The sequence below is a fragment of the Sphingomonas sp. ASV193 genome (assembly GCF_040203355.1).
In the GTDB taxonomy this organism is placed as follows: Bacteria; Pseudomonadota; Alphaproteobacteria; order Sphingomonadales; family Sphingomonadaceae; genus Sphingomicrobium.
The window spans coordinates 177,920-204,504 of sequence record NZ_JBEHBW010000001.1; the positions used below are offsets into that span (position 1 = coordinate 177,920).

General features: G+C 69.7%; 29 protein-coding genes and 1 pseudogene. 16 read left to right on the top strand and 14 right to left on the bottom strand.

Annotation, left to right across the window (positions count from 1 at the left end):
• The first annotated feature begins 20 nt into the window (after positions 1-20).
• Both ABDK56_RS00990 and ABDK56_RS00995 read left to right on the top strand, forming a co-directional pair.
• Positions 21-1,067 (top strand): DUF2336 domain-containing protein, encoded by a 1,047-nt coding sequence (locus tag ABDK56_RS00990; protein ID WP_349806204.1) that lies wholly within the window; start codon positions 21-23, stop codon positions 1,065-1,067.
• Positions 1,048-2,400, top strand: a complete 1,353-nt coding sequence (locus ABDK56_RS00995) for a sensor histidine kinase (RefSeq protein ID WP_349806205.1) — start codon at positions 1,048-1,050, stop codon at positions 2,398-2,400. Before ABDK56_RS00990 ends, ABDK56_RS00995 begins: the two co-directional genes overlap by 20 nt.
• 3 nt (positions 2,401-2,403) lie before the next feature.
• Here ABDK56_RS00995 and ABDK56_RS01000 read toward each other — a convergent pair whose 3' ends face one another.
• Entirely contained in the window at positions 2,404-3,690 is a 1,287-nt protein-coding gene (locus tag ABDK56_RS01000; protein ID WP_349806206.1) for a citrate synthase, read from the bottom strand.
• Positions 3,687-5,096, bottom strand: a complete 1,410-nt coding sequence (gltX, locus tag ABDK56_RS01005) for a glutamate--tRNA ligase (protein ID WP_349806207.1) — start codon at positions 5,094-5,096, stop codon at positions 3,687-3,689. Before gltX ends, ABDK56_RS01000 begins: the two co-directional genes overlap by 4 nt.
• A 265-nt stretch (positions 5,097-5,361) precedes the next feature.
• On the opposite strand from gltX, the pseudogene ABDK56_RS01010 reads away from it, so the two are divergent.
• Positions 5,362-6,702 (top strand): annotated as a pseudogene (locus ABDK56_RS01010) (ComEC/Rec2 family competence protein); the annotation flags it as partial.
• A gap of 573 nt (positions 6,703-7,275) precedes the next feature.
• Here ABDK56_RS01010 and ABDK56_RS01015 read toward each other — a convergent pair.
• Genes ABDK56_RS01015 through ABDK56_RS01030 form a run of 4 tightly spaced genes read right to left on the bottom strand, consistent with a single transcriptional unit; the run spans position 7,276 to position 10,873 of the window.
• On the bottom strand, positions 7,276-7,629 hold the full coding sequence (locus ABDK56_RS01015; protein WP_349806798.1) for a VOC family protein: 354 nt from the start codon (positions 7,627-7,629) through the stop codon (positions 7,276-7,278).
• Positions 7,629-8,288 (bottom strand): transcriptional repressor LexA, encoded by a 660-nt coding sequence (lexA, locus tag ABDK56_RS01020; RefSeq protein ID WP_349806208.1) that lies wholly within the window; start codon positions 8,286-8,288, stop codon positions 7,629-7,631. Before lexA ends, ABDK56_RS01015 begins: the two co-directional genes overlap by 1 nt.
• Positions 8,289-8,345: 57 nt before the next feature.
• On the bottom strand, positions 8,346-8,927 hold the full coding sequence (locus ABDK56_RS01025) for an anthranilate synthase component II (protein WP_349806209.1): 582 nt from the start codon (positions 8,925-8,927) through the stop codon (positions 8,346-8,348).
• Between the two features lie 8 nt (positions 8,928-8,935).
• Entirely contained in the window at positions 8,936-10,873 is a 1,938-nt protein-coding gene (locus ABDK56_RS01030; RefSeq protein WP_349806210.1) for a peptidylprolyl isomerase, read from the bottom strand.
• A 79-nt stretch (positions 10,874-10,952) separates the two neighbouring features.
• Between ABDK56_RS01030 and tpiA the strand changes: the two genes are divergently transcribed.
• From tpiA to trxB, 6 genes are all read left to right on the top strand, one after another.
• Positions 10,953-11,675 carry a triose-phosphate isomerase gene (gene tpiA / locus ABDK56_RS01035; RefSeq protein ID WP_349806211.1) on the top strand — a complete coding sequence of 241 codons (723 nt, stop codon included), beginning with the start codon at positions 10,953-10,955 and terminating at the stop codon, positions 11,673-11,675.
• A 63-nt stretch (positions 11,676-11,738) separates the two neighbouring features.
• Positions 11,739-12,080: a preprotein translocase subunit SecG gene (gene secG / locus ABDK56_RS01040; RefSeq protein ID WP_349806212.1), complete on the top strand. Its 342-nt coding sequence runs from the start codon at positions 11,739-11,741 to the stop codon at positions 12,078-12,080.
• Between the two features lie 73 nt (positions 12,081-12,153).
• The gene (gene pyrG, locus ABDK56_RS01045) at positions 12,154-13,788 is read left to right on the top strand and encodes a CTP synthase (protein WP_349806213.1); all 1,635 of its coding nucleotides are present in this window, start codon (positions 12,154-12,156) and stop codon (positions 13,786-13,788) included.
• A 97-nt stretch (positions 13,789-13,885) separates the two neighbouring features.
• On the top strand, positions 13,886-14,134 hold the full coding sequence (locus ABDK56_RS01050; protein WP_349806214.1) for a hypothetical protein: 249 nt from the start codon (positions 13,886-13,888) through the stop codon (positions 14,132-14,134).
• Positions 14,135-14,195: 61 nt separating this feature from the next.
• On the top strand, positions 14,196-14,345 hold the full coding sequence (locus ABDK56_RS01055) for a lmo0937 family membrane protein (RefSeq protein ID WP_349806215.1): 150 nt from the start codon (positions 14,196-14,198) through the stop codon (positions 14,343-14,345).
• Positions 14,346-14,385: 40 nt separating this feature from the next.
• On the top strand, positions 14,386-15,351 hold the full coding sequence (gene trxB, locus ABDK56_RS01060; RefSeq protein WP_349806216.1) for a thioredoxin-disulfide reductase: 966 nt from the start codon (positions 14,386-14,388) through the stop codon (positions 15,349-15,351).
• Between the two features lies 1 nt (position 15,352).
• On the opposite strand, the gene ABDK56_RS01065 is transcribed toward trxB, so the two are convergent.
• Positions 15,353-15,640, bottom strand: a complete 288-nt coding sequence (locus ABDK56_RS01065) for an acyl carrier protein (RefSeq protein ID WP_349806217.1) — start codon at positions 15,638-15,640, stop codon at positions 15,353-15,355.
• A gap of 56 nt (positions 15,641-15,696) precedes the next feature.
• Here ABDK56_RS01065 and ABDK56_RS01070 point away from each other — a divergent pair, with 56 nt between their 5' ends.
• A complete protein-coding gene (locus ABDK56_RS01070) occupies positions 15,697-17,184 on the top strand; it encodes an AMP-binding protein (protein ID WP_502959240.1) in 1,488 nt (495 codons plus the stop codon).
• Positions 17,181-18,410 (top strand): pyridoxal-dependent decarboxylase, exosortase A system-associated, encoded by a 1,230-nt coding sequence (locus ABDK56_RS01075; RefSeq protein WP_349806219.1) that lies wholly within the window; start codon positions 17,181-17,183, stop codon positions 18,408-18,410. The genes ABDK56_RS01070 and ABDK56_RS01075 overlap by 4 nt, the downstream gene beginning before the upstream one ends.
• Here the strand turns inward: ABDK56_RS01075 and truA are convergent.
• Both truA and fmt read right to left on the bottom strand, forming a co-directional pair.
• A complete protein-coding gene (truA, locus tag ABDK56_RS01080) occupies positions 18,407-19,144 on the bottom strand; it encodes a tRNA pseudouridine(38-40) synthase TruA (protein WP_349806220.1) in 738 nt (245 codons plus the stop codon). The two genes, ABDK56_RS01075 and truA, sit on opposite strands and share 4 nt — an antisense overlap.
• On the bottom strand, positions 19,141-20,046 hold the full coding sequence (gene fmt / locus ABDK56_RS01085) for a methionyl-tRNA formyltransferase (RefSeq protein WP_349806221.1): 906 nt from the start codon (positions 20,044-20,046) through the stop codon (positions 19,141-19,143). The genes truA and fmt overlap by 4 nt, the downstream gene beginning before the upstream one ends.
• A gap of 48 nt (positions 20,047-20,094) precedes the next feature.
• Here fmt and recR point away from each other — a divergent pair, with 48 nt between their 5' ends.
• Genes recR through ABDK56_RS01105 form a run of 4 tightly spaced genes read left to right on the top strand, consistent with a single transcriptional unit; the run spans position 20,095 to position 22,490 of the window.
• The gene (gene recR / locus ABDK56_RS01090) at positions 20,095-20,691 is read left to right on the top strand and encodes a recombination mediator RecR (protein ID WP_349806222.1); all 597 of its coding nucleotides are present in this window, start codon (positions 20,095-20,097) and stop codon (positions 20,689-20,691) included.
• Positions 20,692-20,744: 53 nt separating this feature from the next.
• Positions 20,745-21,293: a peptide deformylase gene (gene def / locus ABDK56_RS01095; protein WP_349806223.1), complete on the top strand. Its 549-nt coding sequence runs from the start codon at positions 20,745-20,747 to the stop codon at positions 21,291-21,293.
• A gap of 13 nt (positions 21,294-21,306) precedes the next feature.
• Positions 21,307-21,798 carry a GNAT family N-acetyltransferase gene (locus ABDK56_RS01100; protein ID WP_349806224.1) on the top strand — a complete coding sequence of 164 codons (492 nt, stop codon included), beginning with the start codon at positions 21,307-21,309 and terminating at the stop codon, positions 21,796-21,798.
• Positions 21,795-22,490, top strand: a complete 696-nt coding sequence (locus ABDK56_RS01105; protein ID WP_349806225.1) for a Rossmann-fold NAD(P)-binding domain-containing protein — start codon at positions 21,795-21,797, stop codon at positions 22,488-22,490. The genes ABDK56_RS01100 and ABDK56_RS01105 overlap by 4 nt, the downstream gene beginning before the upstream one ends.
• Here ABDK56_RS01105 and ABDK56_RS01110 read toward each other — a convergent pair.
• The gene (locus tag ABDK56_RS01110) at positions 22,487-22,876 is read right to left on the bottom strand and encodes a four-helix bundle copper-binding protein (protein WP_349806226.1); all 390 of its coding nucleotides are present in this window, start codon (positions 22,874-22,876) and stop codon (positions 22,487-22,489) included. The genes ABDK56_RS01105 and ABDK56_RS01110 overlap by 4 nt on opposite strands.
• Positions 22,877-23,003: 127 nt before the next feature.
• Between ABDK56_RS01110 and ABDK56_RS01115 the strand changes: the two genes are divergently transcribed.
• Positions 23,004-24,389, top strand: a complete 1,386-nt coding sequence (locus ABDK56_RS01115) for a DNA recombination protein RmuC (RefSeq protein ID WP_502959241.1) — start codon at positions 23,004-23,006, stop codon at positions 24,387-24,389.
• 9 nt (positions 24,390-24,398) lie between these two features.
• On the opposite strand, the gene ABDK56_RS01120 is transcribed toward ABDK56_RS01115, so the two are convergent.
• From ABDK56_RS01120 to ABDK56_RS01135, 4 genes are all read right to left on the bottom strand, one after another.
• Positions 24,399-25,010, bottom strand: coding sequence for a COG3650 family protein (locus ABDK56_RS01120; protein ID WP_349806228.1), 612 nt, complete (start codon positions 25,008-25,010; stop codon positions 24,399-24,401).
• A 23-nt stretch (positions 25,011-25,033) separates the two neighbouring features.
• Positions 25,034-25,837: a TrmH family RNA methyltransferase gene (locus tag ABDK56_RS01125; RefSeq protein WP_349806229.1), complete on the bottom strand. Its 804-nt coding sequence runs from the start codon at positions 25,835-25,837 to the stop codon at positions 25,034-25,036.
• Between the two features lie 62 nt (positions 25,838-25,899).
• Entirely contained in the window at positions 25,900-26,172 is a 273-nt protein-coding gene (locus tag ABDK56_RS01130) for an HPr family phosphocarrier protein (RefSeq protein ID WP_349806230.1), read from the bottom strand.
• Positions 26,169-26,576, bottom strand: a complete 408-nt coding sequence (locus tag ABDK56_RS01135) for a PTS sugar transporter subunit IIA (RefSeq protein ID WP_349806231.1) — start codon at positions 26,574-26,576, stop codon at positions 26,169-26,171. The genes ABDK56_RS01130 and ABDK56_RS01135 overlap by 4 nt, the downstream gene beginning before the upstream one ends.
• Positions 26,577-26,585: the final 9 nt, after the last annotated feature.

Below are 26,585 nucleotides of genomic sequence, written 5' to 3' on the forward strand. Positions count from 1 at the left end.
ATCGCGCTAACGCGATGCGGATGTCACCGGTGGAATGGCCGATTGCCGCCTTGGCGGCCGACCATAGCGGTCCTGCCACGCGTTCGCGGGGGCGCGACCGGCTGTCCGCCGTGCGGACCGACTTCTTCCTCGACGACGATGTCCGGCTGACCGAGCAGGAACGGGCGCTGATGGGCGGGATGCTCGCCGGACTGCTCGACCAGCTCGTCGACGAGCTGATGGTCGGGCTCCCCGACGCGCTTGCCGAGCGGATCGAGGTCGCGCGTCCCGGACTTCTCCGCCGCCTGTGGGAGCGGCGGGTGCTCGACCGGCCCGAGCTGGTCGCGCTGCTGCTTCGCCGGAGCGACGAGCAACGGCTGTCGTCGGCGGGAGCCGGCGGGCCGGTCGCGGCGATGGTCGGCGACGCCGACGAGGCGATCGCCGAATCGGCGATGGCGCTGACCGTCGCGCGCGGGCGGCGCAAGGACCGCTTCGGACGGCTGCTGCTCGAATATGACGACCTGCCCGGAGAGGAGGCGCAACTGCTGGTGCAGATGATCGCCGCCGCGCTCCGGCTCGGCCTCGGGAACGACGGGGCGGATCAGGACCCGGCGCTGGCCGACGCCGCGCTCGATCTGATCGCGCGCCACGACGAGGACAACCGGCTCGACGCGCGGGTCGCCGCGCTCGCCCGGCTACTTCACGAGCGCGGGCGCGCCACCGACGAGCTTGCCGCGCGGCTGGCCGAAGCGGGCGAGGTCGCCTTGCTGTCGGCGATGCTCAGCGTGCGCGCCGGGGTTGGCCCGGTCACCGGCTGGCTGATGCTGGTCGAGCAGGGAGCGCATTGCACCATGCTGTTGGCGCGACTGGCTGGAATCGACCGGCCGACCGCGGCGCGGATCGTGGTCGCGCTGGGCGAGCCGCTCGGGATGCGCGACCCGGCGGCGGCGATCGGCGAATATGACCGGCTGTCCGACGAGGATGTCGAGCAGGAGCGGCGCTGGATGCAGCTGCCGCGCAAGTATCGCGACGCGCTGAAAGCGCTCGACGCCGACGAAAACAGAGGCAATGGCGAGCGCGGCGCCTGACGCCCCGGTGACCGGGCGGGTCGACCGCGACGGACGGCTGGTATCGGCCGACCCGTCCCTCGAGCAGCTTCAGGCCGCCGCGGGATCGGCGCTCGGCCACCCGCTCGCGGTGCCGCAGCTTGCCGCGCTGGCGCGCTCGGCGCAGACGCTGGTCGTGCCGCTCTCGCGCGCGGTGCTCGCCGCCGACGACGGTCATGACCTCGACCTGTGGGTCAAGGCCGAGCCCGATGCCGAGGGAGTGACGCTGGTGATCGAGCGCTGGTCGGCGCGCCCCGCCGCCGCCGCGCGGCTCGCGCTCGGCGCGATGCCCGACGAGCAGGAGGCCGACGCCGGGGCGGCGCCCGACCCGCTGACATGGGCGACCGATGCCCGGCTGCACCTGACCGATATGTCGCCGCGGCTGGCCGAGTGGCTGGGCGCCGACGAGGATCCGGTGGGCAAGCCGCTGACCCGCTTGTTCCGCCTGCTCGAAGAGGACGACGGAGCGATGCCGCTATTGTCGGCGCTGGCGGCGCAGGCCGACCTAAACGGGCAGCGGGCGACCGCGCGCCATGGCGCCGATACGCGCGAAATGCTGCTCACCGCCCAGCCGCTGCACGACGAGCAGGGCCGCTTCGTCGGGTTCGACGGGCGGGTGTCGGGAATCGAGCTGGCTCCCGGTCCCGCGACGGGGGCGGCGATCGAGGCCGGGCTCGACGAGACGCTCGACCGCGCGCTGCGTACGCCGCTCGACCGGATCATCGCCTCGGCCGACCATATCGTCGAACGCGCCGACGGGCCGCTGAGGAGCGACTATGCCAGCTACGCCGGCGACATCGCCTCGGCCGCGCGGCACCTGCTGTCGGTGATCGGGACGATGAACGACGCGCCCGAGGGCTTCGACCAGCGCGTCGACATTGCTGCGATCGCCGCGGAGGCGGTCGGACTGGTCGAATCCTCGGCACTGGCGCGGCAGGTCGAGATCGAGATCGACCGGCCCGAGCTTCGCCACCTCGTCAGCGGCGAGCCCCGCGCGATCGTCCAGATCCTGGTCAACATCCTCGGCAATGCGATCCGCCACTCGCCGCCGGGCGGGACGGTCGCGATGGTTTTCGAAAAGGCGGGCGGAACGATCGAGGTCACGGTCGCCGACCAGGGGCCGGGGATCGACCGCGCCGACCAGCAGCGCCTGTTCGAGCGCTACGAACGGCTCGGCCAGACCGACGGCGGCGCCGGGCTCGGCCTCGTCATCTCGCGCCGCCTCGCGCGGTCGATGGGGGGCGACATCCGGCTGGAAAGCGCGAAGGGGGAGGGTGCCCGCTTCACGCTCGTCCTGCCGCTGGCGCGCGACTGACGCCTAGCGCTGGTCGACCGGGACGTAGTCGCGGCGGGTCGCCCCGACGTAGAGCTGCCGCGGACGCCCGATCTTCTGCTCGGGATCGGCGATCATCTCGTTCCACTGCGCGACCCAGCCGACGGTGCGGGCGAGCGCGAACAGCGCGGTGAACATCTCGGTCGGGAAGCCGATCGCGTTGAGGATCACGCCCGAATAGAAATCGACGTTCGGATAGAGCTTCTTGTCGATGAAATAGCTGTCGTTGAGCGCGATATGTTCGAGCTCCTTGGCGACGTCGAGGACCGGGTCGCTCTTGCCGAGTTCCTTGAGCACTTCGTCGGCGGTGGCCTTCATCACCTTCGCGCGCGGGTCGAAATTCTTGTAAACCCGGTGGCCGAAGCCCATCAGCCGGAACGGATCGTCCTTGTCCTTGGCGCGGGCGATGTAGGCGGGGATGTTCTTCACGTCGCCGATTTCGCGCAGCATGTTGAGCGCCGCCTCGTTGGCGCCCCCGTGGGCCGGGCCCCACAGGCAGGCGATCCCCGCCGCGATGCAGGCGAAGGGGTTGGCGCCCGACGAGCTGGCGAGCCGGACCGTCGAGGTCGAGGCGTTCTGCTCATGGTCGGCGTGGAGGATGAAGATCCGCCGCATCGCCTTTTCGATGATCGGGTTGACGACATAGGGCTCGGCCGGGACGCCGAACGTCATCCGCAGGAAGTTGCCGGTGTAGCTGAGCGAATTGTCGGGATAGAGGAACGGCTGGCCGATCGAATATTTGTGCGCCATCGCCGCGATCGTCGGCATCTTGGCGATCAGCCGGTGCGAGGCGATCAGCCGCTGCTGCGGATCGGTGATGTCGGTCGAATCATGGTAGAAACTCGACAGCGCGCCGACCACCCCGCACATGATCGCCATCGGGTGCGCGTCGCGGCGGAAACCGCGGAAAAAGGTCGCCAGCTGCTCGTGCACCATCGTGTGGCGGGTGATGGTCGTGGTGAAGTCGTCGAGTTCGGCGCGGTTCGGCAGGTCGCCGTGGAGCAGCAGATAGGCGACCTCCATGAAGGTCGACTGTTCGGCCAGCTGGTCGATCGGGTAGCCGCGATGGAGGAGGATGCCCTCGTCGCCATCGATGAAGGTGATCGCGCTCTGGCACGAGGCGGTCGAGGTGAAGCCCGGGTCGTAGGTGAACTTGCCGGTTTCCGCATAGAGCTTGCGGATGTCGATTACGTCGGGGCCGACCGAGCCTTCGATCAGCGGGAAGCTGGCGTCGTTGCCCTCGGTATGGAGGGTGACGTTGTGGTCGGTCATTGAATCGGCTCCATCTGGTCGGCGATCCGGGCGAGGCTCTCGTCGCGGCCCAGCAGGACCAGCACGTCGAAGATGCCCGGGGACGTCGTTCGCCCGGTGAGCGCCGCGCGAAGCGGCTGGGCAAGTTTTCCTAGCTTAAGACCGCCCTCTTCCGCAACCTGCCGCACCGCAGCATCGGTAGCGTCGTGGCTCCATTCGGGCAGGGCGGATAGCGCCGCGTGGACCTCGGCAAGCAGCGCGCGAGCGGGCGGATCGAGCAGGGCGCTCGCCTTTTCGTCAAGAGAAAGCGGGCGAGCGTCGAACAGGAAGGCCGCGCCGTCGGCGAGTGCGTTCAGGTCGTTGGCGCGCGCCTTCAGTTCGGGCATCGCGCGGACCAGCAGGTCGCGGTCGGCGCTCGCTCCGAGCCTGGGCAGGACAAGGTCGGCAAGCCGCGCGTCGTCGGCCTCGCGGACATAGTGGCCGTTCAGATTCTCGAGCTTCTTGAAGTCGAAGCGCGACGGCGACTTGCCGACATGGTCGAGGTCGAACCAGGCGATCGCCTGCTCGCGGCCGATGATCTCGTCGTCGCCGTGGCCCCAGCCGAGGCGGAGGAGGTAGTTGTTGACCGCCTCGGGCAGCAGCCCGAGCTCGTCGCGATAGGCGTCCACCCCGAGCGCGCCGTGGCGCTTGCTGAGTTTCGCGCCGTCGGCGCCGTGAATCAGCGGGACGTGGGCGTAGACCGGCTCGGGCCAGCCCATCGCGCGGATGATCGCCAGCTGGCGGAAGGCGTTGTTGAGATGGTCGTCGCCGCGAATGACGTGAGTGACTCCCATGTCATGGTCGTCGACCACCACTGCGAGCATGTACGTCGGGCTGCCGTCGGAGCGGAGCAGGACGAAATCGTCGAGCTCGGCATTGCGGACGGTGACCCGGCCCTGGACGCGATCGTCGATCACCGTCTCGCCCTCGCGCGGTGCCTTGAGGCGGACGACGTGGGGACGGTCGGCGGGGCCATCGGTCCGGTCACGCCACGGGCTGTCGATGCGGAACGGGCGGCGCTCGGCCTGCGCGGCGGCGCGCTGCTCGGCCAGTTCCTCCTGGCTCATCCAGCAGCGATAGGCATGACCGCTTTCGAGCATCTGGTTGGCGACCGCGGCATGGCGCTGGGCGAACTGCGACTGGTAATATTCCTCGCCGTCCCAATCGAGCCCGAGCCAGCGCATCCCGTCGAGGATCGCGTCAATCGCCTCGGGGGTGGAACGCGCCTTGTCGGTGTCCTCGATCCGCAGCAGGAACCGGCCGCCGTGGTGGCGCGCGAACAGCCAGTTGAACAGCGCGGTGCGCGCGCCGCCGATGTGCAGGAAGCCGGTCGGGGAGGGGGCGAAGCGGGTGACGACTTCGCGCGGGTCGGGGTTGGAAACGGTCACTTTTCCTGCTTGCGCTGAGGCGCGCTTTGCTCTTGTCTGGTCCGGCCGAATGGACTGGATGCGCGCCCCTAGCATAGCGGAGGCGTCCCCGGAACCACCGGCGTGGCGCCCGTTCGTGCTGCCTGCGATTCCCGACATTTTCGGCCCGGTCGAGGCATTTCTCGAGCGCGAGCGCGCGGCGCTCCCTCTTTGGGCGATCGCCTGCCTCGGGATCGGGATCGCGGCCTGGTTCGCCCTGCCCGACATGGCGGCATGGGTCGGGTGGATGGTCGCCGCGGTCGGGATCGCCTTGACCTCCGTGCTCGTGCCCGCGCGAAGCCGGTTGCAGCGCGCGATGCTGGTCGTCGGGGTCGCGCTGGCGGCGGGGTGCGGGTGGAGCTGGTGGCGCGCCGAAAGCCTCGCCGCGCCGCGGCTTGACCGGCCGACGGTCGCCACCTTTCGCGCCTCGGTCGAGGCGGTCGAGCTTCGCCCCGCGCTCGGCCAGGTCCGGCTGCTGCTCGACCCGGTCGGCGCGCCGGGCGTGCCGCCGCGCGTGCGCGTGTCGGTTCGCGAGGGCCAGGTCGATCCCGCGCTCGGTACCGGGTCGATCGTGGCGGTGCGCGCGCGGCTCCAGCCGCCGCCGACGATGACGCTGCCCGGAACGCACGATTTCGCGCGCGACCTGTGGTTCGCGGGGATCGGCGCGGTCGGGCGGGCGCTCGATCCGCCGGCGATCATCGTCCGCGAGCCCGAAACCGGGCTCGACGCGACGCGGCGCCAGCTCGGGGCGCATATCCGCGAGCGGCTCGGCGGGTCGGAGGGCGAGATCGCGGTCGCGCTCGCCAATGGCGACCAGGCCGGGGTCGCCGAACCCGATGCCGAGGCGATGCGCCGCGCCGGGCTCACTCACCTGCTGTCGGTCAGCGGGCTTCACATCGCCGCGGCGGTCGCGGCGGCGATGTTCCTGACGTTGCGGCTGCTCGCGCTGTTCCCGGCGATCGCGCTGCGGGTCAACCTGGTGGTAGTCGCCGCGCTGGCCGGTGCGCTGGCGGGGATCGGCTATACGGTGCTGACCGGTTTCCAGGTGCCGACGGTGCGAAGCTGCCTGGCCGCGCTACTGGTCCTCCTCGGGATCGTGATCGGGCGCGAATCGATCAGCCTGCGGCTGATCGCGGTGGCCGCGCTGGCGGTGATGATCGTCCGGCCCGAGGCGGTCGCGGGGCCGAGTTTCCAGCTGAGCTTCGCCGCGGTGATCGCGATCGTCGTGTTCCATTCGTTCGCGCCGGTTCGCCGTTTCCTCGTGCCGCGCGAAGAAGGCTGGGCGGCGCGGCTCGCCCGGTCGGGGGCGGGGCTGGTGCTGACCGGGCTGGCGGTCGAGCTCGCGCTGATGCCGATCGCCTTTTTCCATTTCCACCGGTCGGGCTTCTACGGCGTGATCGCCAACCTGTTCGCGATACCCTGGACGACCTTCGTGATCATGCCGCTGGAAGCGCTGGCGCTGGTGGCCGACCCACTCGGGCTCGGCGTGCCGCTGTGGCGCGCGGCAGGGTGGTCGATCCATGTCCTGCTCGCGCTCGCCCACCGGGTCGGCGACCCGCATGGCGCGGTGGCGATGCTCCCCGGCTTTCCGCGCGTGACCTTCGCGGCGATGATGATCGGCGGCCTGTGGTTCGCGCTCTGGTCGACCCGGCTGCGCTGGTTTGGCCTGGTGCCGGTGGCGTTCGGCGCGGTGGCCGCCGCGGCGACCCCGGTGCCCGACCTGCTGGTCACCGGTGACGGGCGTCATCTCGCGGTGGTTCGTGGCGACGGGATCCCGGCGATCCTCCGTCCGCGGGCCGGCGCCTATGTCCGTGACCTGCTTGCCGAAGTGTCGGCGTTCGACGGCAAGCCGCAGGCGCTCGACGAGCAGCCCTTCGCGCGCTGCGGCCCCGACACCTGCATCGCCGATCTCGTCAGGGACGGACGGGCGTGGCGGCTGCTGGCGATTCGCACGAAGAACCTGATCGACTGGCCCGGGCTGGTCGCCGCCTGCCGCGATGCCGACATCGTCGTCGCCGAGGCGCCTGCCGAGCGCCTGCGCCCCGCGCTGGCTGAAACTCGATGGCGCGGCGCTTCGCCGCACCGGCGGAGTCGCGGTCACGCTTGGCGATACGCCGCGTCTCGACACGGTCGCCGACCGGGTCGGCCGCGACCCCTGGTCTCAGCTTGTCGCGGCGTCCGACGATTCCCAGACGGCGAGCTCGCTGCCCGACGGGTCGATGAAATGGAATCGCCGTCCACCGGGGAAGGAGAAGATCGGCCGCGAGATGGTTCCGCCCGCCGAGTCGACTGCGCCGAGCGCCGCGTCGAGGTCGTCGACCCGGATCACCGGCAGCGGCGCGGCGAGCGCGTCGCCCGGCTGACCGTTGAGCCCGAGGTCGACGTCGCCGCTGGTGGTCGACGCATAGTCGGGGCCGTAGTCGGTGAACGTCCAGCCGAACGCCTTGGCGTAGAAGCCGCGAGTCACCTCGTGCGCGGTGACGCTCGGCAATTCGACATAATCGATCCGCGCCATCAGTAGCGCCGTATGAGGCCCGCCAGCTTCCCCTGAATCGCGACCTGGTCGGGGCGATAGCGCTGCGCCTCGTAGTGGCGGTTGGCGGGGTCGAGCCGGATCATCTGTCCTTCGCGGCGGAAGGTCTTGAGCGTTGCCTGCTCATTGTCGATCAGTGCGACCACGATCTCGCCTTCGCGCGCGGTGTCGGCCTTGCGGATCAGCGCATAGTCGCCGTCCAGTATGCCTTCCTCGACCATCGAATCGCCCGACACTTCGAGCGCATAATGTTCGCCCGGGCCGAGCAGCGCGGCGGGAACCGCGAAGCCCTCGGTCCCTTGGAGCGCCTCGATCGGCGTGCCCGCGGCGATCCGCCCGTGAAGCGGGATCTCGATCGTGTCGTTGGCGGCGGCGGGGACCACCGGGCGCGGGGCGGGCGAAGGGGCGGGAGCGGCAGGGATTGCGGCGTCGGGCATGCGCACGATCTCGAGCGCGCGGGCGCGGTTGGGCAGGCGGCGGATGAACTGGCGTTCCTCGAGCGCCGAAATCAGCCGGTGGACGCCCGACTTCGACTTGAGGTCGAGCGCCTCGCGCATCTCGTCGAAGCTCGGGCTGACGCCGGTCGCGCCGAGGCGCTGATTGATGAAATGGAGCAGCTCATGCTGTTTGGCGGTAAGCACATCAATCTCCGTCGTCGGGAACGAACAAAGAACCTTTAGGAAACATTCGCGGAAGCGTCAAGTCTGTCGGCAAATCGACACAAAGGCGCCCAGCAACGCGATTCCCTGCTCGGTGGCGATGCTTTCGGGGTGGAACTGGAAGCCGTGCGCCGGCGATTCGCAATGACGAATTCCCATGACAAGGCCGTCCTCGCTCCACGCATTGGCGACCAGCGGCGGCCGGGGCGAGGGAACGGCGAGCGAGTGGTAGCGCGTCACCGCCAACCCTTGCGGCAGGTGGCCGAACAGGCCCGAGCCGTCATGACCAAGCCGCGCGACCTTGCCGTGCATTGGGGCCACTCGCTCGACCGCCGACCCGCAGGCGAGCGCGAGCGCCTGGTGCCCGAAACAGATCCCCAGCAGCGGGATCGCGCGATCGACGCAGATCCGGGCGACTTCGCACGAGACGCCCGCGTCTTCGGGCGCGCCCGGGCCGGGGGAGGTGACGACGCCGTCCACCCCGCGCGAAAAGTCCTTCGCCGGGTCGAGCGCGTTGTTGCGGACGACTTCGACTTCGGCACCCGCCTGGCGAAGTGAATCGGCGAGCATGAAGGTGAAGCTGTCGACATTGTCGACCAGCAGCAGCCGCGGGCGGCGCACCTTAACGCTTATTCGGCGCTCTGGCTCAGCCGGGCCTTGGCCGCCGCGATCGCCGACTCGTTGCGCTTGACGCCGACTTGCTTCGCCATCGCCGCGAGGAACTGGCGCGAGACCTCGTCGCCGGTCGGGCGCTGGAACTCGTTGCGGGTCTGCGCGACCAGCGCGGGCTGGAGCGTCGCGTTGCCCGGAGTGATCTTGTCGAGCTTGACGATGAAAAAGGCCTGCCCCTGCGGGCCGGCGGTCATCCGGCTTTTGCCCTGGCCGAGCGAGAAGAGCATCTTGACCGGGGCCTGCAGCGCCGGGGGCATCTGCGCGATCTGGATCCGGCGCGCGCTGATCGGGCGGGCGATGACGCCGCTTCCCGCGCCCTTGATCGCGTCGGCGACCGAGGCACCGCCGGCGACCTTCGCGGCGACCTGAGCGGCGGTCGCGCGGGCGAGGTCGGACGCCTTTTTCTGGATCCAGTCGGCCTTGACCTGCGGCAGGATCGAGGCGAGCGGGGCGGGGGCGGGGGCGATGATCTGCCCGACCCCGACCAGCGCCAGCCCCTTGCCCCCGCCAAGATCCTTGACGATCGGCTCGTCGTTCGCGGCGAGGTCGAATCCGTCCTTTAGAACCGGCTGGAGGTCGGCGGGGAACTTGTAGGCCGGGTCGGCGCGCGACGCGCCGCTGGCCGTGATCGGCGGGGTATCGGTGAGCGTCAGGCCGAACGCCTTGGCGGTGTCGGCGAGGCTCGCGCCGTCGGCCAACTTGTCCTCGATCTTGCCGGCGATGTCGGCCATCGCCTGCTGGCGCTTGGCGTCGGTGATCTTGGTGACGATCTCCCCACGTACCGCGGCGAGCGGGCGGGCGGGCGTGCCGCCACTGCCCTCGACCTTGGCGACCAGCCAGCCGAGCGCGGTCTTGACCGGGCCGACCACGCTGCCCTTGGCGGCGGCGAACACCTGGTCCGATGCGGGCTTGCCGACCAGCGCCTCGTAATCGGTGCGGTTCTTGCTGCCGAGCGCGACGTCGGCGGCGGCGAGTCCGGCGGGCTTGGCGGCGTCGGCGAAGCTCGCCCCGCCGCGCACCTTGGCGGCGATCGCCGCGGCAACCTTGGGATCGGCGACCACCGCCTGGCTGAGGTTCCGCGTCTCGGTGCCGCCATAGGTCGCCTTGTTGGCGTCGTAATAGGCGGCGATTTCGGCGTCGGTCGGCGCCGGGACCGGCAGCGAGGCCGGGTTGATCGGGGCAATCCGCAGCACCCGCTGTTCGGGAACGGTGTAGCGCGCCCTGTTCTGCGCATAATAGGCCTGGAGGTCGCCCGCGCTCGGGTTGAGCCCGGCCTTGAACGGCTCGACCGCGACCATCGCCACCTGTCCGTCACGCTGTTCGAGCAGCAGCGAGGCATATTGCGAGGCGACCCCGACCGGCACCTGCGGCACCGCGCCGGCGGGAGCGATGGTCAGCTTGCGGGCGATGTCGCCCATGATGATCCGCCGCACCCCGGCGTCGGTCAGCTGCTGCTGCTGGAGCCATCGGTTGTACGAGGCTTCGCTGAGCCGCCCGTCGAGCCCGCGAACGCCGGGAATGTTAGCGATCTCGGCATCGATCATCGCCTTCGAGATGATCAGCTTCTGGTCGGCGGCGAAGGCGGTCATCACCCGCTCGTTGATGAGGTCGTTGACGAAGCTGTCGAACTGCGGGACGAGGTCGGCATAGCTCGCGGCCGGGTTCTGCTGGCGCATCTGTGTCAGCGCGGTTTTCTCGGCTTCGGTGAGGTCGCGCTCGGTCAGGTCGTTGCCGCCCGCGCTCGCCAGCGTGCCGCTATTGTCGCCGAACCCGCTGCCGCTGCGCAGGCTCTGGATGTCGCCGAGCGCGAAACCTGCGAGGATGGCGAGACCGATGGCGACGAAGACGATCTTGCCGGCCGTCGAATTGGCGGACTTGCGGAGCGCATTGAGCATAAGGCGAGGAAATCTCGATGTTTGGAAATGTGTGGCGGCCGCTTTAGGGGCGGTGACGGGCAAAGGAAAGGCAGTCGATATGGCGCTGAAGAAGCTGGTTGCGGGCAATTGGAAGATGAACGGGCTGGCCGCCGACCTCGGCCAGCTGGTCGAGATCGCGCGCGCGCCGGCCGAATGCGACGTCGCCCTGTGCCTTCCCGCCACGTTGATCGAGCGCGCCAGCCGCGCCGCGCCGAATTTCGCGGTTGGCGGACAGGACGTCCATGCCAGCGCCAGCGGCGCGCATACCGGCTGCGTGTCGGCGGCGATGTTGCAAGACGCGGGGGCGCGGTTGACGATCGTCGGGCACAGCGAGCGGCGCGAGGCGCAGCACGAGAGTGACGCCGATGTCCGCGCCAAGGCGAGCGCCGCGCTCGATGCCGGGCTCGAGGTGATCCTGTGCGTCGGCGAGAGCCTCGCCGTGCGCGAGGCGGGGGCGGCGGTCGCGACCGTCTCGGCGCAGCTCGACGCCTCGCTTCCCGACCGGCCGGTCACCGCGGTCGCCTACGAGCCGATCTGGGCGATCGGGACCGGGCGGATCCCGACGATGGACGACATCGCCGCGATGCACGCCGCGCTGCGCGAGCGGCTAGTCGCGGCCTATGGCGAGGCGGGGGGCGCGGTGCGCCTACTCTATGGCGGTTCGGTCAAGGGATCGAACGCGGCCGAGATTTTTGCGGTGCCCGACGTCGACGGCGCGCTGGTCGGCGGGGCGAGCCTCACCGCGGCCGACTTCCTGCCGATCGTCGCCGCCGCGAATTGAAAAAGCGCGCCGCACCCGCTAGATCGCGCGCCGACCCGTTTTCCCGTTTTTGAAAGTCGCCCGATGTTCACCTTCCTGCTGATCGTCCAGACGATCGTCGCCGCCCTGCTCGTCTGGGTCATCTTGATGCAGCGCTCGGAAGGTGGCGGGCTCGGCGTCGCCAGCTCGTCGGGCGGGTTCATGACCGCGCGCGGCGCGGCCGACTTCCTGACCCGGGCGACCGCGATCCTCGGCGGGCTGTTCATCGCGCTGTGCATCCTGCTCGCGGCGATCGCCGGCGCGCGTGAGACGCCGAAGTTCGATTCGTCGCTGGTGAAGCCGCAGACGGGCCAGAAGCTGCCCGCGACGCCGGCGCCGGGAACGCCCGCGCCGACCACTCCCTCGCCGGCGGTCCCCCTCCAGTAACCCCAGTTTTTTTGCGGCCCGGCCGATTCCGCGCTTGCGTGGACGGGGGGCTGGTCCCTAAGGCCCGACTCCCATGGCGCGGTATGTATTTGTCACCGGCGGCGTGGTCTCGAGCCTCGGCAAAGGTCTTCTCGCGGCGTCCCTCGGGGCGCTTCTTCAGGCGCGCGGCTATGCCGTGCGCATTCGCAAATTCGACCCCTATCTGAACGTCGATCCGGGGACGATGAGCCCCTATCAGCACGGTGAGGTCTACGTCACCGACGACGGGGCCGAGACCGACCTCGACCTCGGCCATTACGAGCGGTTCACGGGGGTCAGCGCGCACCAGAGCGACAACATCACCTCGGGCCGGATCTACCGCGACATCATCGCGCGCGAGCGGCGCGGCGACTATCTCGGCGCGACGGTGCAGGTCGTCCCCCATGTCACCAACGCGATCAAGGAGTTCGCGCAGGCCGACACGGCGGGGCTCGACTTCGTCATCTGCGAGATCGGCGGGACGGTCGGCGACATCGAGTCGCTGCCGTTCGTCGAGGCGATCCGCCAGCTTCGCAACGACCTCGGCCGCGACAGCTGCTGCTTCGTCCACACCACGCTGGTCCCCTACATCGCCGCGGCGGGCGAGCTGAAGACCAAGCCGACCCAGCATAGCGTGCGCGAACTCACCAGTTACGGCATCCAGCCCGACGTGCTGCTGTGCCGTGCCGACCGCGAGATCCCCGAGGCCGAGCGGGCCAAGATCGCGCTGTTCTGCAACGTGCCGCCGAGCCACGTCATCCAGGCGCTCGACGCGCGCTCGATCTACGACGTGCCGATCCAGTATCACCGCGAGGGGCTCGACTCGGCGGTGCTGAGCGTGTTCGGAATCAGCGACGCGCCCGACCCCGACGTCGCCCGCTGGACCGACATCATGGACCGTATCGACCATCCCGAGGGCGAGGTGACGATCGGCGTGGTCGGCAAATATGTCGGGCTGCCCGACGCGTACAAGTCGTTGCGCGAGGCGCTGGTCCACGGCGGCTTCGCCAACCGGGTCAAGGTCAACATCCGCTGGATCGACGCCGAACTGTTCGAAAAGGCCGACGTCGACCTCGCCGCCGAGCTTGAGCCGCTGCACGGAATCCTCGTCCCCGGCGGGTTCGGAGAGCGCGGCAGCGAGGGCAAGATCTCCTCGGTCCGTTTTGCCCGCGAGCGCGAGGTGCCGTTCTTCGGCATCTGTCTCGGCATGCAGATGGCGTGCATCGAAGGCGCGCGGAACACCGCCGGAATCGCCGCCGCTTCGACCACCGAGTTCGGCGAGACGAGCGAACCGGTGGTCGGGCTGATTACCGAGTGGATGAGCGAGGAAGGGCTGCAGAAGCGCAGCGCCGAGACCGACATGGGCGGCACGATGCGACTCGGTGCCTATCCGGCGACGCTGGGCGCCAACAGCCATGTCGCCTCGGTCTACGGGACCACCGCGATCAGCGAGCGGCACCGTCATCGCTACGAGGTCAACAACCATTATCGCGGGGCCCTCGAAAAGGGCGGGCTGGTCTTTTCGGGCCTGTCGCCCGACGGCGAGTTGCCCGAGATCGTCGAGCGCCCCGACCATCCGTGGTTCATCGGGGTCCAGTTCCATCCCGAACTCAAGAGCCGCCCGTTCGAGCCGCACCCGCTGTTCGCCAGCTTCATCGGCGCGGCGGTGAAGCAGTCGAGGTTGGTCTGACCGTCCGGGGAATGGCCGGAAAGGGTTTATCGGCGGGTCAGACCGTTTCGGATGCGTTCGATTTGCAGTCGTCGGCGCGACGCCTTACAGGGACGCGATGCGCATCGCCTGCCTGACTGCCATGCTGCTTGTCGCGACCCCGGCGGTCGCGGGGGCGGCTGCCGCGTCGCGCGAACCCGACCAGCCGCAGCGGCGCGAGACGATGTGCCTCCGGCCGATTCCGCTCAAGGGACCGCGGACCGGCCAGCCAGACCCCCGCCGCTACCGGCCGGGCGAGCGCCCCGAATGCCGACAGGCGCCCGCCTATCCCGAAGTGGTCGACCCGACCCCGGTGTTCATCCTCTAGGCGGAACCAAAGGCGTTCGCCGACGATTGCAGCCGCACCTTCCCCCCTGAGGAGAATATCCGTGCTGCTGACCATCGCCATCATCCTCATCGTCCTGTGGCTGCTCGGTGCGTTCGCCTTCCACGTCACCACCGGCCTGATCCACATCCTGCTGGTGATCGGCCTGATCGTGCTGGTGCTCCACTTCGTGCGCGGTCGCCGCGCGCTCTAGGACGATTGCGATTGGACATGGCGCGCCTTAAGTGGCGGCCATGTCCAACATCCTCTCCTCGCGCCTGATCATCCTCGGGTCGGGTCCCGCCGGCCTTACCGCCGCCATCTACGCCGCGCGAGCGGGCCTCAGCCCGGTCGTCATCCAGGGTATTCAGCCCGGCGGGCAGCTGACCACCACCACCGACGTCGAGAACTACCCCGGCTTCCGCGAGGTCATCCAGGGCCCGTGGCTGGTTGAGGAAATGCAGGCGCAGGCCGAACATGTCGGCACCAAGATGGTGTGGGACCATATCAACGAGGTCGACGTGTCGCGCCGCCCGTTCGTGCTTAAGGGCGATTCGGGTGAATACCACGCCGACGCGCTCGTCATCGCGACCGGGGCGCAGGCGAAGTGGCTGGGCTTGCCGAGCGAAGAGCATATGAAGGGGCGCGGCGCTTCGGCCTGCGCGACCTGCGACGGCTTCTTCTATCGCGGGAAAAAGGTCGCGGTGATCGGCGGCGGCAATACCGCGGTCGAGGAAGCGCTCTACCTCACCAACCACAGCCATGACGTCACGCTGATCCACCGCCGCGACTCGCTGCGCGCCGAGAAGATCCTGCAGGAGCGGCTGTTCGCGCATCCCGGCATCACGCTGATGTGGGACAGCGAGGTCGTCGAATTTGTCGGCGGGGGGCAGCCCGAGGCGCTGGTCGGGCTCGACGTCCGCAACGTGAAGACCGGCGAGGTCAGCCGGCTCGAGGTCGAGGGCGCGTTCGTCGCGATCGGCCATCACCCGGCGACCGAGCTGTTCGCGGGCAAGCTCGCGCTCGACGAGGACGGCTATCTGAAGGTCGAGACCGGATCGACCCGGACCAGCGTGCCCGGCGTATTCGCGTGCGGCGACGTGATGGACAAGATCTACCGCCAGGCGGTCACCGCGGCGGGAACGGGGTGCATGGCCGCGCTCGATGCCGAGCGGTTCCTTGCCGAGGTCGAGTTCGAGGCGCTCGAGGCCGCGGAGTAGTTCAGCGCAGCGTCAGGCGCTCGGCGAACGACAGCAGGTTTCCGTAAGTGGCGAAATCGTCGGCCTCGACGTCGTCGTCCTCGATCAGCACCCCGAACCGTTCCTCGATCGCGGTGAGCAGGGTCGCGACCGCCATCGAATCGAGTTCGGGCAGCGCGCCGAACAGCGCGGTCTGGTCGGTGAAGGTCGCGACGGTCGCGGGGGCGAGGCCGAGCGTGTCGGCGAGGATCGCGCGAAGCGTCGCGTCGACCATCTTTTCCCCTTCGATGCGGCGAACCCCTGAAGCCATGCGCGGGGGCCTAGGGGAGGGGGCGGCGGGTGGCAAGCTGGATAAGCGGACGCCGGATGCCTAGGGAAAGGGGCGTGACACCCGACCCGACGCCTTATCCGATCGACCATCTCGCGCGGCACGGCGCGGCGGGCGACGTCGCGATCGAGGTTGGCGGCGAGGCGATGACCTACGCCGCGCTCGACGAGGCGGTCGGGCGAATTGCGGCGGCGCTCGCCGCGCGTGGATTGTCGCCCGGCGACCGGGTCGCGACATGGATGGGCAAGACGCGGCTGGCCTGCCTGATGCCGCTGGCTGCGGCGCGGGCGGGGCTGGTTCACGTGCCCATCAACCCGGTGCTCAAGGCAGCGCAGGCGCGGCATATCCTCGAGGACAGCGGGGCGCGGCTGCTGGTCGCAAACGCGGCGCGGCTCGACGGGCTTGAGACCGCGTTGCCGGCGGTTGCGCTGGAGGAGTGGCGCGACGGGGACGAGGCGCTGCCGCCGTCGCCCTGCGATCCGGACGAACTGGTCGCGCTGCTCTACACCTCGGGATCGACTGGGCGGCCCAAGGGGGTGATGCTGAGCCATGCCAACCTTTGGCTCGGGGCGATAAGCGTCGCGCATTATCTTGAGCTCGAGCGACGCGACCGGACGCTGGCGGTGCTGCCGCTGGCGTTCGACTATGGCCAGAACCAGCTGCTCTCGACCTGGTATGCCGGTGGGTGTGTAGTGCCGTTCGACTATCTGCTTGCGAACGATGTGAAAAAGGCGGTCCGGCGGCATGACGTCACCGTGCTCGCCGGGGTGCCGCCGCTGTGGCAGCAACTCGTCGCGCTCGACTGGAGCAAGGGCGAGGGGACGACGCTTTGCACGCTGACGAACAGCGGCGGGCATCTCGCCGAGCCGGTCGTGCGGCGGCTGCGTGTGCTGTTTCCGGCGGCGCGGCTGCACCTGATGTACGGGCTGACCGAGGCGTTCCGCTCGGCGAGCCTCGATCCGGCGCTGGTCGACACGCACCCCGACGCGGTCGGCGGGCCGATTCCGTTCGCCGAACTGCGACTGGTGCGAGCGGACGGGCGCGAGGCGGGTGTCGGCGAAGAAGGCGAGTTGGTCCACTCGGGGCCGCTGGTGGCGCAGGGCTATTGGCGCGATCCGGAGCGAACGGCGGCGCGGTTTCGTCCCGGTGCCGACGGGCGCGAAGTCTGGTCGGGCGACCGGATGGTGCGCGGCGCCGACGGCTTGCTGCGGTTTCGTGGGCGCGACGACGCGATGATCAAGGTGTCGGGTAACCGTTTGAGTCCGAACGAAATCGAGGAAATCGCGATGGCGAGCGGGGCGGTCCGCGAGGCGGCGGCGTTCGGCATCGCAGACACGGCGCTGGGGCAGGCGGTGGCGCTGGTCGCGGTGGGCGTGGGCGACGAGGCGGAAGCAAAGCTGATGGCGTGGTTCGCGCGCGAAGCCCCGGCCTATATGCGCCCCAGGCGGGTGGTCTGGCTCGACGCGCTGCCGGTCGGGGCGACCGGCAAGCTCGACCGGGTGGCGATGAAGGCGATGCTGTCGTGAAGCCGATGGGGCCGATCCCGCCAGGTTTCGTCGCGGCCGATGACGGGTCGCTGGCGATAGCTGGGCGCCCGGTCGAGGCGTGGGTCGCCGAGGCGGGCGGGACGCCGCTGTTCCTCTATGACCGCGAGGCGATGGCGGCGAAGATCGCCGCCTTCCGCGCCGCCATGCCCGACCGCGTCGCGCTACATTATGCCGTGAAGGCAAATCCTTATGACGACTTGCTGTCATGGCTAGAAAACCGCGTCGACGGCTTCGACCTTGCCTCGGCGGGCGAACTGGCGCGAGTCGAGGCCGCCGGCGGGCTGGCGCGCCCGGTAAGCATGGCGGGGCCGGGCAAGAGCGACGACGACCTTTCGCGCGCCTTGGCGGCGGGGGTCACGGTGAACCTCGAAAGCGAGGGCGAGGCGGCGCGGCTGGTCGCGCTTGCCGAAGCGTGCGGGACGACCCCTCGGGTCGCGGTGCGGGTCAATCCGCCGTTCGCGCTGAAAGGCGCGGGGATGACGATGGGCGGGCGTGCCTCGCCCTTCGGGATCGACGCGGCGCGGGTGCCCGCGCTGATCCGCTGGCTGGTCGAGCGGGGCGCAGACTGGCGCGGGCTCCATGTCTACGCGGGAAGCCAGATCCTGCGCGCCGAGGTGCTGGTCGAGGCGCAGCGCGCGACCGTTGCGCTGGCGGGCGAGGTCGCCGCGGCAGTCGGAATGCCGGTGCGCGATCTGAACCTGGGCGGCGGGTTCGGGATTCCCTATGCGGCCGTCGACGAGCCGCTCGACCTTGCCGCCGTCGGCGCGGGGCTGGATGAGACGATTCGAGCGGCGCCTGACGTGCTGGCGGAAACGGCATATGCGATCGAGCTCGGGCGGTGGCTGGTGGGCGAAGCGGGAGTTTACCTTGCACGGGTGGTCGACGTGAAGGAAAGCGGGGGCACGACCTTCGCGGTGACCGACGGCGGCCTACACCACATGCTCGCCGCGACGGGCAATTTCGGGCAGACGCTGCGGCGCAATTACCCGATCGCCAATGCCTCGCGGTTCAGTCAGGTGGCGAGTGAGGAAGTGACCGTAACTGGTTGTCTTTGCACGCCGATCGATCTGCTCGGCGATGCCGTGATGCTGCCCGAAACGCGGGTCGGCGACCTCGTCGCCATCTTTTGCGCGGGGGCCTATGGGTTGAGTGCGAGCCCGCAGGCCTTCCTCGGCCAGCCGGCGGCGCGCGAGCGGCTGGTCTAGTAAGCCGCCTCGACGAAATAGAGGCCATGCGGCGGGGCGTTGAAGCCGAGGGCTTGGCGATCCTTCGCGTCGAGCGCGGCCTTCATGTCGCCGGGCGTCCAGCGGCCCTGTCCGACCAGCGCGAGGCAACCGACCATCGAGCGGACCTGGTGATGGAGGAAACTGCGCGCGGCGGCGCGGACGTGAAGCTCGTCACCTTCGCGCGTGATGTCGAGCGAATCGAGCGTCTTGATGGGGCTGGCCGACTGGCAGTTGACTGAGCGGAAGGTGGTGAAGTCGTGGAGGCCGACGAGGTGCGCGGCGGCCTCGCGCATCGCCTCATCGTCGAGCGGAAGCGCGAGATGCCAGACGCGGCCGCGATCGAGCGCTGGCGGGGCGCGCCGGGCGAGCAGGCGGTAGAGGTAGCGGCGGCCGGTGCAGCTGAACCGCGCGTGCCAGTCATCGGCGACCGGCTCGGCGGCGAGGATCGCGACCGGGGCGGGACGGGCGAGCGCATTCACGCCCTCGCGCAGGCGGTGCGCGGTAAGCGGACGGTCGATATCGACGTGCGCGGCCATTCCGAGCGCGTGGACGCCGGCATCGGTGCGTCCGGCGGCGTGGAGGCGCACCGGCTCACCCGTCATCTGCTCGATCGCTTCCTCGAGCGCCTGCTGGACCGAGGGGCCGTGGTCCTGCCGCTGCCACCCCATGAACGGCGCGCCGTCATATTCGATCGTGAGGCGCCAGCGGGTCATTCGACGCGGGTACCCGGCGCGAGCGGATAACCACGGAGGAAATCGGCGACCGGGAGCGGCCCCTTGCCCGCGCGCTGGAGCGTGCGCGCGTGGAGCGCATCCTCGCCGCACGCGATGACGAGCGGTTCGCCGACGACGGTGCCGGGCGCTCCGCTTCCGTCGACGACCTCGGCGTCGAGCAGCTTGACCCGTTCGCCGCCGGCTTCGAACCAGGCGCCGGGGAAGGGCGCTAGGCCCTGCACGTGGCGCTGGATCTCGGTGGCAGAGCGCGTCCAGTCGATCCGCGCCTCGTCCTTGGAAATCTTGGCGGCGTAGGTGATGCCTTCTTCGGGCTGCAGCACGGGGGGATAGGACCTCAAGTCGGCAAGAACTCGGATCATCAGCTCGGCGCCAAGTTCGGCCAGTCTTTCCGTGAGTTGCGCCGCGTTGCTCTCGCCGATCGGGAGCGATTGGGCGAGCCGCATCGGACCGGTGTCGAGCCCGGCCTCCATTTGCATGATGGTGACTCCGGTCTCGTCGTCCCCGGCCATGATCGCGCGCTGGACCGGGGCGGCGCCGCGCCAGCGGGGGAGCAGCGAGCCGTGCACGTTGAGGCAGCCGTGGGCCGGCGCATCGAGGATCGGCTGCGGCAGGATCAGCCCGTAGGCGGCGACGACCGCGATGTCGGCGCCGAGCGCGGCGAAGGCGGCCTGCTCGTCGTCGCCCTTTAGCGAGCGCGGCGAGCGCACCTCGAGTCCCAGCGCGCGGGCGCGACGATCGACCGCGGTCGGCTGGAACGCCTTGCCGCGCCCGGCGGGGCGCGGCGGTTGAGTATAGACCGCCGCGATCTCGTGCCCGGCATCGACCAGCGCGTCGAGCGTCGGCACCGCGAAGGCCGGCGACCCCATGAAGATGATCCGCATGATGCGCGCGCTATGGCGGAAAGCGGCGGAAATGCCTACCTCCGCTGCATGGCATCGCACCAGATCGAGGCGCTGACGCAGGCGCTCGCCCGGCTTCCGGGGCTCGGGCCGCGCTCGGCCAGGCGCGCGGTGCTTCACCTGATGAAAAAGCGCGAGGCGGCGCTGGTGCCGCTGCTCGCCGCGTTGCAGGCAGTCGAGGAGACTCTTTCGACCTGCTCGGTGTGCGGCAATGTCGACACCAGCGACCCGTGCGCGATCTGCCGGGACCCGCGCCGAGACGAGCGGATGCTGTGCGTGGTCGAGGAGGTCGCCGACCTGTGGGCGCTCGACCGGGCGCGGCTGTTTCCCGGGCGCTACCATGTCCTCGGCGGGCGGCTGAGCGCGCTCGAAGGGGTGCGGCCCGAGGATCTGAGCATCGACAAGCTGATGGCGCGGGTCGGGGACGGCGCGGTTGACGAGCTGGTGCTGGCGATGAACGCGACTCTCGAGGGGCAGACGACGGCGCACTACCTCGCCGAGCGGCTCGAGACGTTTCCCATTCGGATCACCCAGTTGGCGCACGGTCTTCCGGTCGGGGGCGAGCTCGACTATCTCGACGAGGGGACGCTGGCGCAGGCGCTGCGGGCGCGACGACCCGTGAGCTAGGCGGATCGCCCGGTGAGTTGAAGCGGCGGGCGGAAGCGACTAGATCGCCGGTCATGGCGCTGCTTCCGATTTACGAGACCCCCGACCCGATGCTCCGGCAGATTTCGACCCCGGTCGAAAATGTCGACGACGAGTTGCGGACGCTGATCCGCGACATGTTCGACACGATGTACGACGCGCCGGGGATCGGGCTGGCGGCGGTGCAGGTCGGGGTGCCCAAGCGGCTGCTGGTGATGGACCTGCAGGAGCCGGCCGACCCCGACGATCCCGAAAGCCCGCCGGTCAAGGAGCCGCGGGTGTTCATCAATCCCGAGATCGTCGGGGCGTCGGACCGCAAGGTGCCGTACAGCGAGGGCTGCCTGTCGGTCCCCGACCAATATGCCGAGGTGATGCGCCCCGACCGGGTGACCGCGCGCTGGCTCGACGAGAATGGCGAGCATCACGAGGAGGAACTCGACGGGTTGCTGGCGGTGTGCCTGCAGCACGAGATGGACCATCTCGAAGGCGTGCTGTTCATCGACCATTTGTCGAAACTGAAGCGCGACATGGTGCTCAAGAAGCTTGCCAAGGTTCGGCGCGAGCGCGGGGCCAAGGCGGCTTGACGGGGTTGGCGGCGTGATCCGCACCGCGACGGCGGACGATCTGCCCGCGATCGCCGCGATTTACGATCATCATGCCAGGAACGGCATCGCGACCTTCGATACCGAGGGGCCGAGCGTCGTCGCGTGGGGCGAGAAGATGGCGATGATCCAGCAGCGCGGCTGGCCGTTCCTCGCGATCGAGGAGGACGGCGCGCTGGCCGGTTTCGCCTACGCCAGTTTCTTCCGCGACCGGCGGGCGTACGACTGGACTTGCGAGGACAGCGTCTATGTCGCCCCGGGACGTGAGGGCCGCGGGATTGGCAAGGCGCTGATGCGGGCGTTGATGGAGGCGGCGCGGGCGGCGGGATTTCGCCAGATGCTCGCGCTGATCGGCGGCGGCTCACCCGCCTCGGTCGCGCTCCACGCGGCGTGCGGCTTCGTCCCGGTCGGGACGTTCAGGGGGGTCGGCCAAAAGTTCGGGCAGACGCTCGACGTCGCGCTGATGCAGGCGTCGCTCGAGGCGTGACGCTGCCCGACGGCTATCGCGCGCTGGTGGTAGCGCCGGGCGCGATAGGGCGGGCGATGGCGGCGGGGATTTCGGGGGACCCTCGTTGTGGCGAGCTGATCGTCGCCGGACGGCGCGAGGCGCTCTTCGTCGATTTCGAGCGGCCCGAGACGATCGCGGCGCTGTTCGCGCGGCTGGAAGGGCCGCTTCATCTCGTGCTGGTGACCGGCGGCCTGCTGCATGACGCGGAGGTAAACCCCGAACGGGCGCTGCGCGAGATCGACGCGGCGGCGCTTGCGCGGCTTTACGCGGTCAACGCGATCGGGCCGGCGCTGGTCGCGCGCCACGCCGAACCGCTGATTCCGCGCGATGTGCCCGCCTGTTTCGCGATGATGGGGGCGCGGGTCGGGTCGATTTCGGACAACCGGCTCGGCGGCTGGGTCGGCTATCGGATGGCCAAGGCGGGGGCGGCGCAGTTCGTGCGGACGCTGAGCCTCGAGTGGCGACGGACGCGGCCGCTCGCGACGGCGCTGTTGCTCCACCCGGGAACGGTCGATTCGGCGCTGTCGGCGCCGTTCCAGCGCGGGGTCGCGCCCGACCGGCTGTTCACGCCCGACCATAGCGCGGCGGCGCTGCTCGACGTCATCGCCGCCGCCGGGCCCGAGCGCAGCGGCGACCATGTCGCGTGGGACGGGACGACGATCCCCGCTTAGCCGAGCGATTGCGCGGCGTTGCGGCAGTCGGCGGCGCACTCGCGGCAGATCTGCGCGCACAGCTTGCAATGCTCGTGGTCGTGGCTCTCGCACTCGGCGGCGCACTGCTCGCACATCCGCGCGCACAGCTCGAGCAGCTCGCGGAGCACCTGGTTGTCGTCGCCGGTCCGCCGCAGCCCGAGCCGCGCGGTCGCGTCGCAAATGTCCGAACAGTCGAGGCAGAGCCGGACGCACTGGGTCATGTCCATGTCTTCGGCAAGGCAGGCGTCGGCGCAGCTCGCGCACATTTTCGCGCAATACATCAGGTGGTGGACCGCGTCGCCGAGCGCCTGGTTGGTATGGGCTTTCGACGCCGGGTGAAGCGCGATCATCTTGCGAATGGACATGGTCTCTCCTTTTGCCACCGATGGTGGGCGAACGGCGTCCTGGCGTCAAAGGTTCCGCTTGCGGGTGACCGACGGCGCGGGTAGGTTCGCGTTTCGTTCCGGCGGGAGAAGCCAGAGGGAGATGATGGTGAGCAGCGTCGCGGTGATCGGACTGGTTCTCGTCGCGCTCCTCGTCGGGGCGGCGATCGGCTGGCTGGTCGGGCAGCGCGGGGGCGAGCAGGGCAAGGCGGTCGCCGAGTCGCTGAGGATGCAGCTCGACGCGGTGACCTCCGAGCGCGAGTCGGCCCGCGCGGAGACCGGGGCGGTGCGCGCCGAGCTGGCGGCGGTCGGCGGCGAGCTTGCGGCGCTCAAGGCCGCCGAGGGCGTTCGCGCCGAAAAGCATGCCGAGCAGGTGGCGCAACTGGTGGCGATCCAGGACGGGCTTCGTGCCCAGTTCGCCGAGGTCAGCGGCAAGCTGCTCGAAAATGCGCAGAAGCAGTTCCTCGACCGCGCGGACCAGCGATTTCGCGAGTCCGAGGCGACGTCTGGCAACAAGATCAAGGCGTTGCTCCAGCCGGTTCACGACCGGTTGCAACGATATGAAGAAGCCGTCGGCAAGGTCGAGGAGGAGCGGCGCAAGGATTTCGGGCTGCTCACCGGGCATATCGAGGCGATGAAAAGCGGCACCGAGCGGGTGTCTGCCGAAGCGGCGAAGCTGGTCAACGCGCTTCGCAACGCGCCCAAGGCGCGCGGCCGGTGGGGCGAGCAGCAGCTTCGCAACGTGCTCGAATCGTGCGGGCTCAGCGAGCATTGCGATTTCCAGACCGAGGTCAGCCGCGACGACGGCGAGGGCGGGCGGCTCCGCCCCGACGTGATCGTACGGGTGCCGGGCGGGCAGAACCTCGTGATCGACGCCAAGGTCAGCCTCAACAGCTACCAGGATGCGTTCGGCGCGGTCGACGAGGCCGAGCGCGAGCGGCACCTCGCGCTCCATGCCGCGGCGATCAAGGCACACGTCAACGCGCTCGGCAACAAGGCCTATTGGGCGCAGTTCGCCGACGCCCCCGACTATGTCGTGATGTTCATCCCGGGCGAACATTTCCTGTCGGCGGCGCTCGAGCAGGACGGCACGTTGTGGGACTTCGCCTTCCGCCAGCGGGTGCTGCTGGCGACCCCGACCAACCTGATCGCGATCGCTCGGACGGTGGCGGCGGTGTGGCGGCAGGAGCGGCTGGCGAAGGAAGCGCGGCAGATCGGCGAGCTTGGCAAGGAACTGTACGAACGGCTGGCGAAAGCGGCGGGCGATCTGCGCAAGGTCGGGTCCGGGCTGACCAGCGCGGTCAATAATTACAACAGCTTCGTTGCCAGCTTCGAGGGGCGGTCGCTAGTCACCGCGCGCAAGTTCCGCGACCTCAACATCGAGCCGGGGGCGCGCGAGATCGAAGAAGTCGGGCCGGTCGAGGTCCTCGCGCGCTACGGCGACGATCGGCCGGCGCTGCCCTCGGCGTCGAACGAGGACGATGCCGCCGCGTGATGGGCGGGATCAGTAGCTGACGTAACCGGTGGCCGGGACCCCGCCGCAGCCCTTGTAGAGACGACCGTCGGCCGACACCCGGACCGTGTCGGGATAACGCTTGTCGCTCATGCCGTCGCTGCACGACTGGTGGGTGACCGAGACGACGAGCCGCGGGGTCTGCCAGATTTCGCTGTCGGTGCCAGTTCGCGGCGCCGGGGTTGGCGCGCTCACCACGATGTTCCGCCCGCGATCGGTGAACGTCATATCGCCGCCGATCGTCAGATCCCAGAAGGGCTCGGTACCGGCTGCGCGATACGGGCCCTGACCCGAATAGATGGTCGGGCCCGCCGCGACCGGCGCCTGCTGACCGTAAGGCGAATCGGCGTCGGGGACCGGGTAGGGGACATAGGGATTGGTCGGCGCGACCGGGGGGTAGGGCGTCGCGCGATAGGGTTCTTGCCCGAACACGTCGCTGTCATAGGGCGGCATCGCCGGCGGCGCGGGCGGATAGGTGACGCTGCCTGCCGGATAGGCGCCGTTGCCATAGGGGCCGTTGGGGAAGGGGCCGCCCGGGATCGGCTGGTTGTCGTAGGCGCAGGCGCCGAGAAGGAGCGGGGCAAGGAGGAGCAGTCGGCGCATGGCGGTTCAACCCGCCGCCGCTTTCACCGGTTCCGCCAGCTTGCCCTGATGTGGAAGGCCATCACCGCGGCGGCGACAGCGGCGTTGAGGCTGTCGGCGCGGCCGAGCATCGGCATTTTCACCAACAGGTCGCATTGCGCCTCATAGGCCTCGGGCAGGCCCTGGCTCTCGTTGCCGACGAGGAGGAAGCAGGGCGCCGCGTAGCTCGGGTCGAGATAGTCGTGGTCGGTCTGAAGGCTGGTCCCGACCAGCTGGCCGGGGCCGGCGCGGAGCCAGGCGATGAATTCGTCCCAGCTCGCCAGCGCGACCTTCTGAGTGAAGATCGCGCCCATCGACGCGCGCACCGCCTCGACGCTGAATGGGTCGGCGCAGTCGTCGATCAGGATCAGCCCGCCCGCGGCGACTGCGTCGCCGGTGCGCAGCATGGTGCCGATGTTGCCCGGGTCGCGCAGCCGCTCGCCGACCAGCCACAGCGGGGCGACGGCGCGGTCGATCGCCGAAAGCGCGGTGTCGGGCTGGCGATAGGCGCCGAGAATCGCCTGCGGATTGTCCTTGCCGCTCATCTTGGCGAGGATCTCGACGGTCGTCTCGATCACGTCGGCGCCCGCCGCCTCGGCCTCGGCGGCGATCTCGGCGGCGAGCGGGTGGAGACCGGGGCCCGCGGCATAGGCGACGATCTCGGGCAGGCGGCCGACATCGCGCGCCTCGGCGAGGATCCGAAGTCCCTCGGCGAGGAACAGCCCCTCGGCGCGGCGCGCCTTCTTGTCGCGCAGCGCGCGCAGCCGCTTGACGGTGTCGTTGGAAAAGCCGGTGATCTGGCGGGGCATCGGTTACGGGTCCCTGCGGCGCCGGCGTTGGCGTCGGCAAGCCCCCGGCCTGCCTTCGCCCATCACTCTTCGCCGAACTTGTTTTCGACCATCGCCGCGAGCTGGTCGAGCGAATCCTCGCAGCCCTCGCCCGCGCAGCGAATGACGATCGAATCGCCCTTGGCCGCGCCGAGCATCATCAGTCCCATGATCGAGGTGCCGACCACCGAATGGCCGTCCTTTTCGACATGGACCTCGGCGGGGAGTGTCGCCGCGAGGCCGACGAACTTCGCGCTGGCGCGGGCATGGAGGCCGCGCGCGTTGGTGATCAGCAATGTGCGCGAACAGCCGCTCAAGCGGCGGCCTCGCCGAGGATTTCGGACGCGACCGAGATATATTTGCGCCCCGCCTCGCGCGCGGCGGCGACCGCGGCGCGGACGCCCATCGCCTTGCGCGCGCCCTCGAGCCGGATCAGCATCGGCAGGTTGACCCCGGCGATGACCTCGATGTCCTCGCTCTTCATCAGGCTGATCGCGAGGTTCGACGGGGTACCGCCGAACAGGTCGGTGAGGATGATCACGCCCTTGCCCTGGTCGACCTTGGCGATCGCCTCGGCGATGTCGCGGCGGCGGCCTTCCATGTCGTCGTCGGCGCCGATGCAGATCCCCTCGATCGCCTGCTGGGGACCGACGACATGTTCCAACGCCGTGATGAACTCGGCCGCGAGTCGGCCGTGAGTCACCAGCACCAATCCGATCATTCAACCACT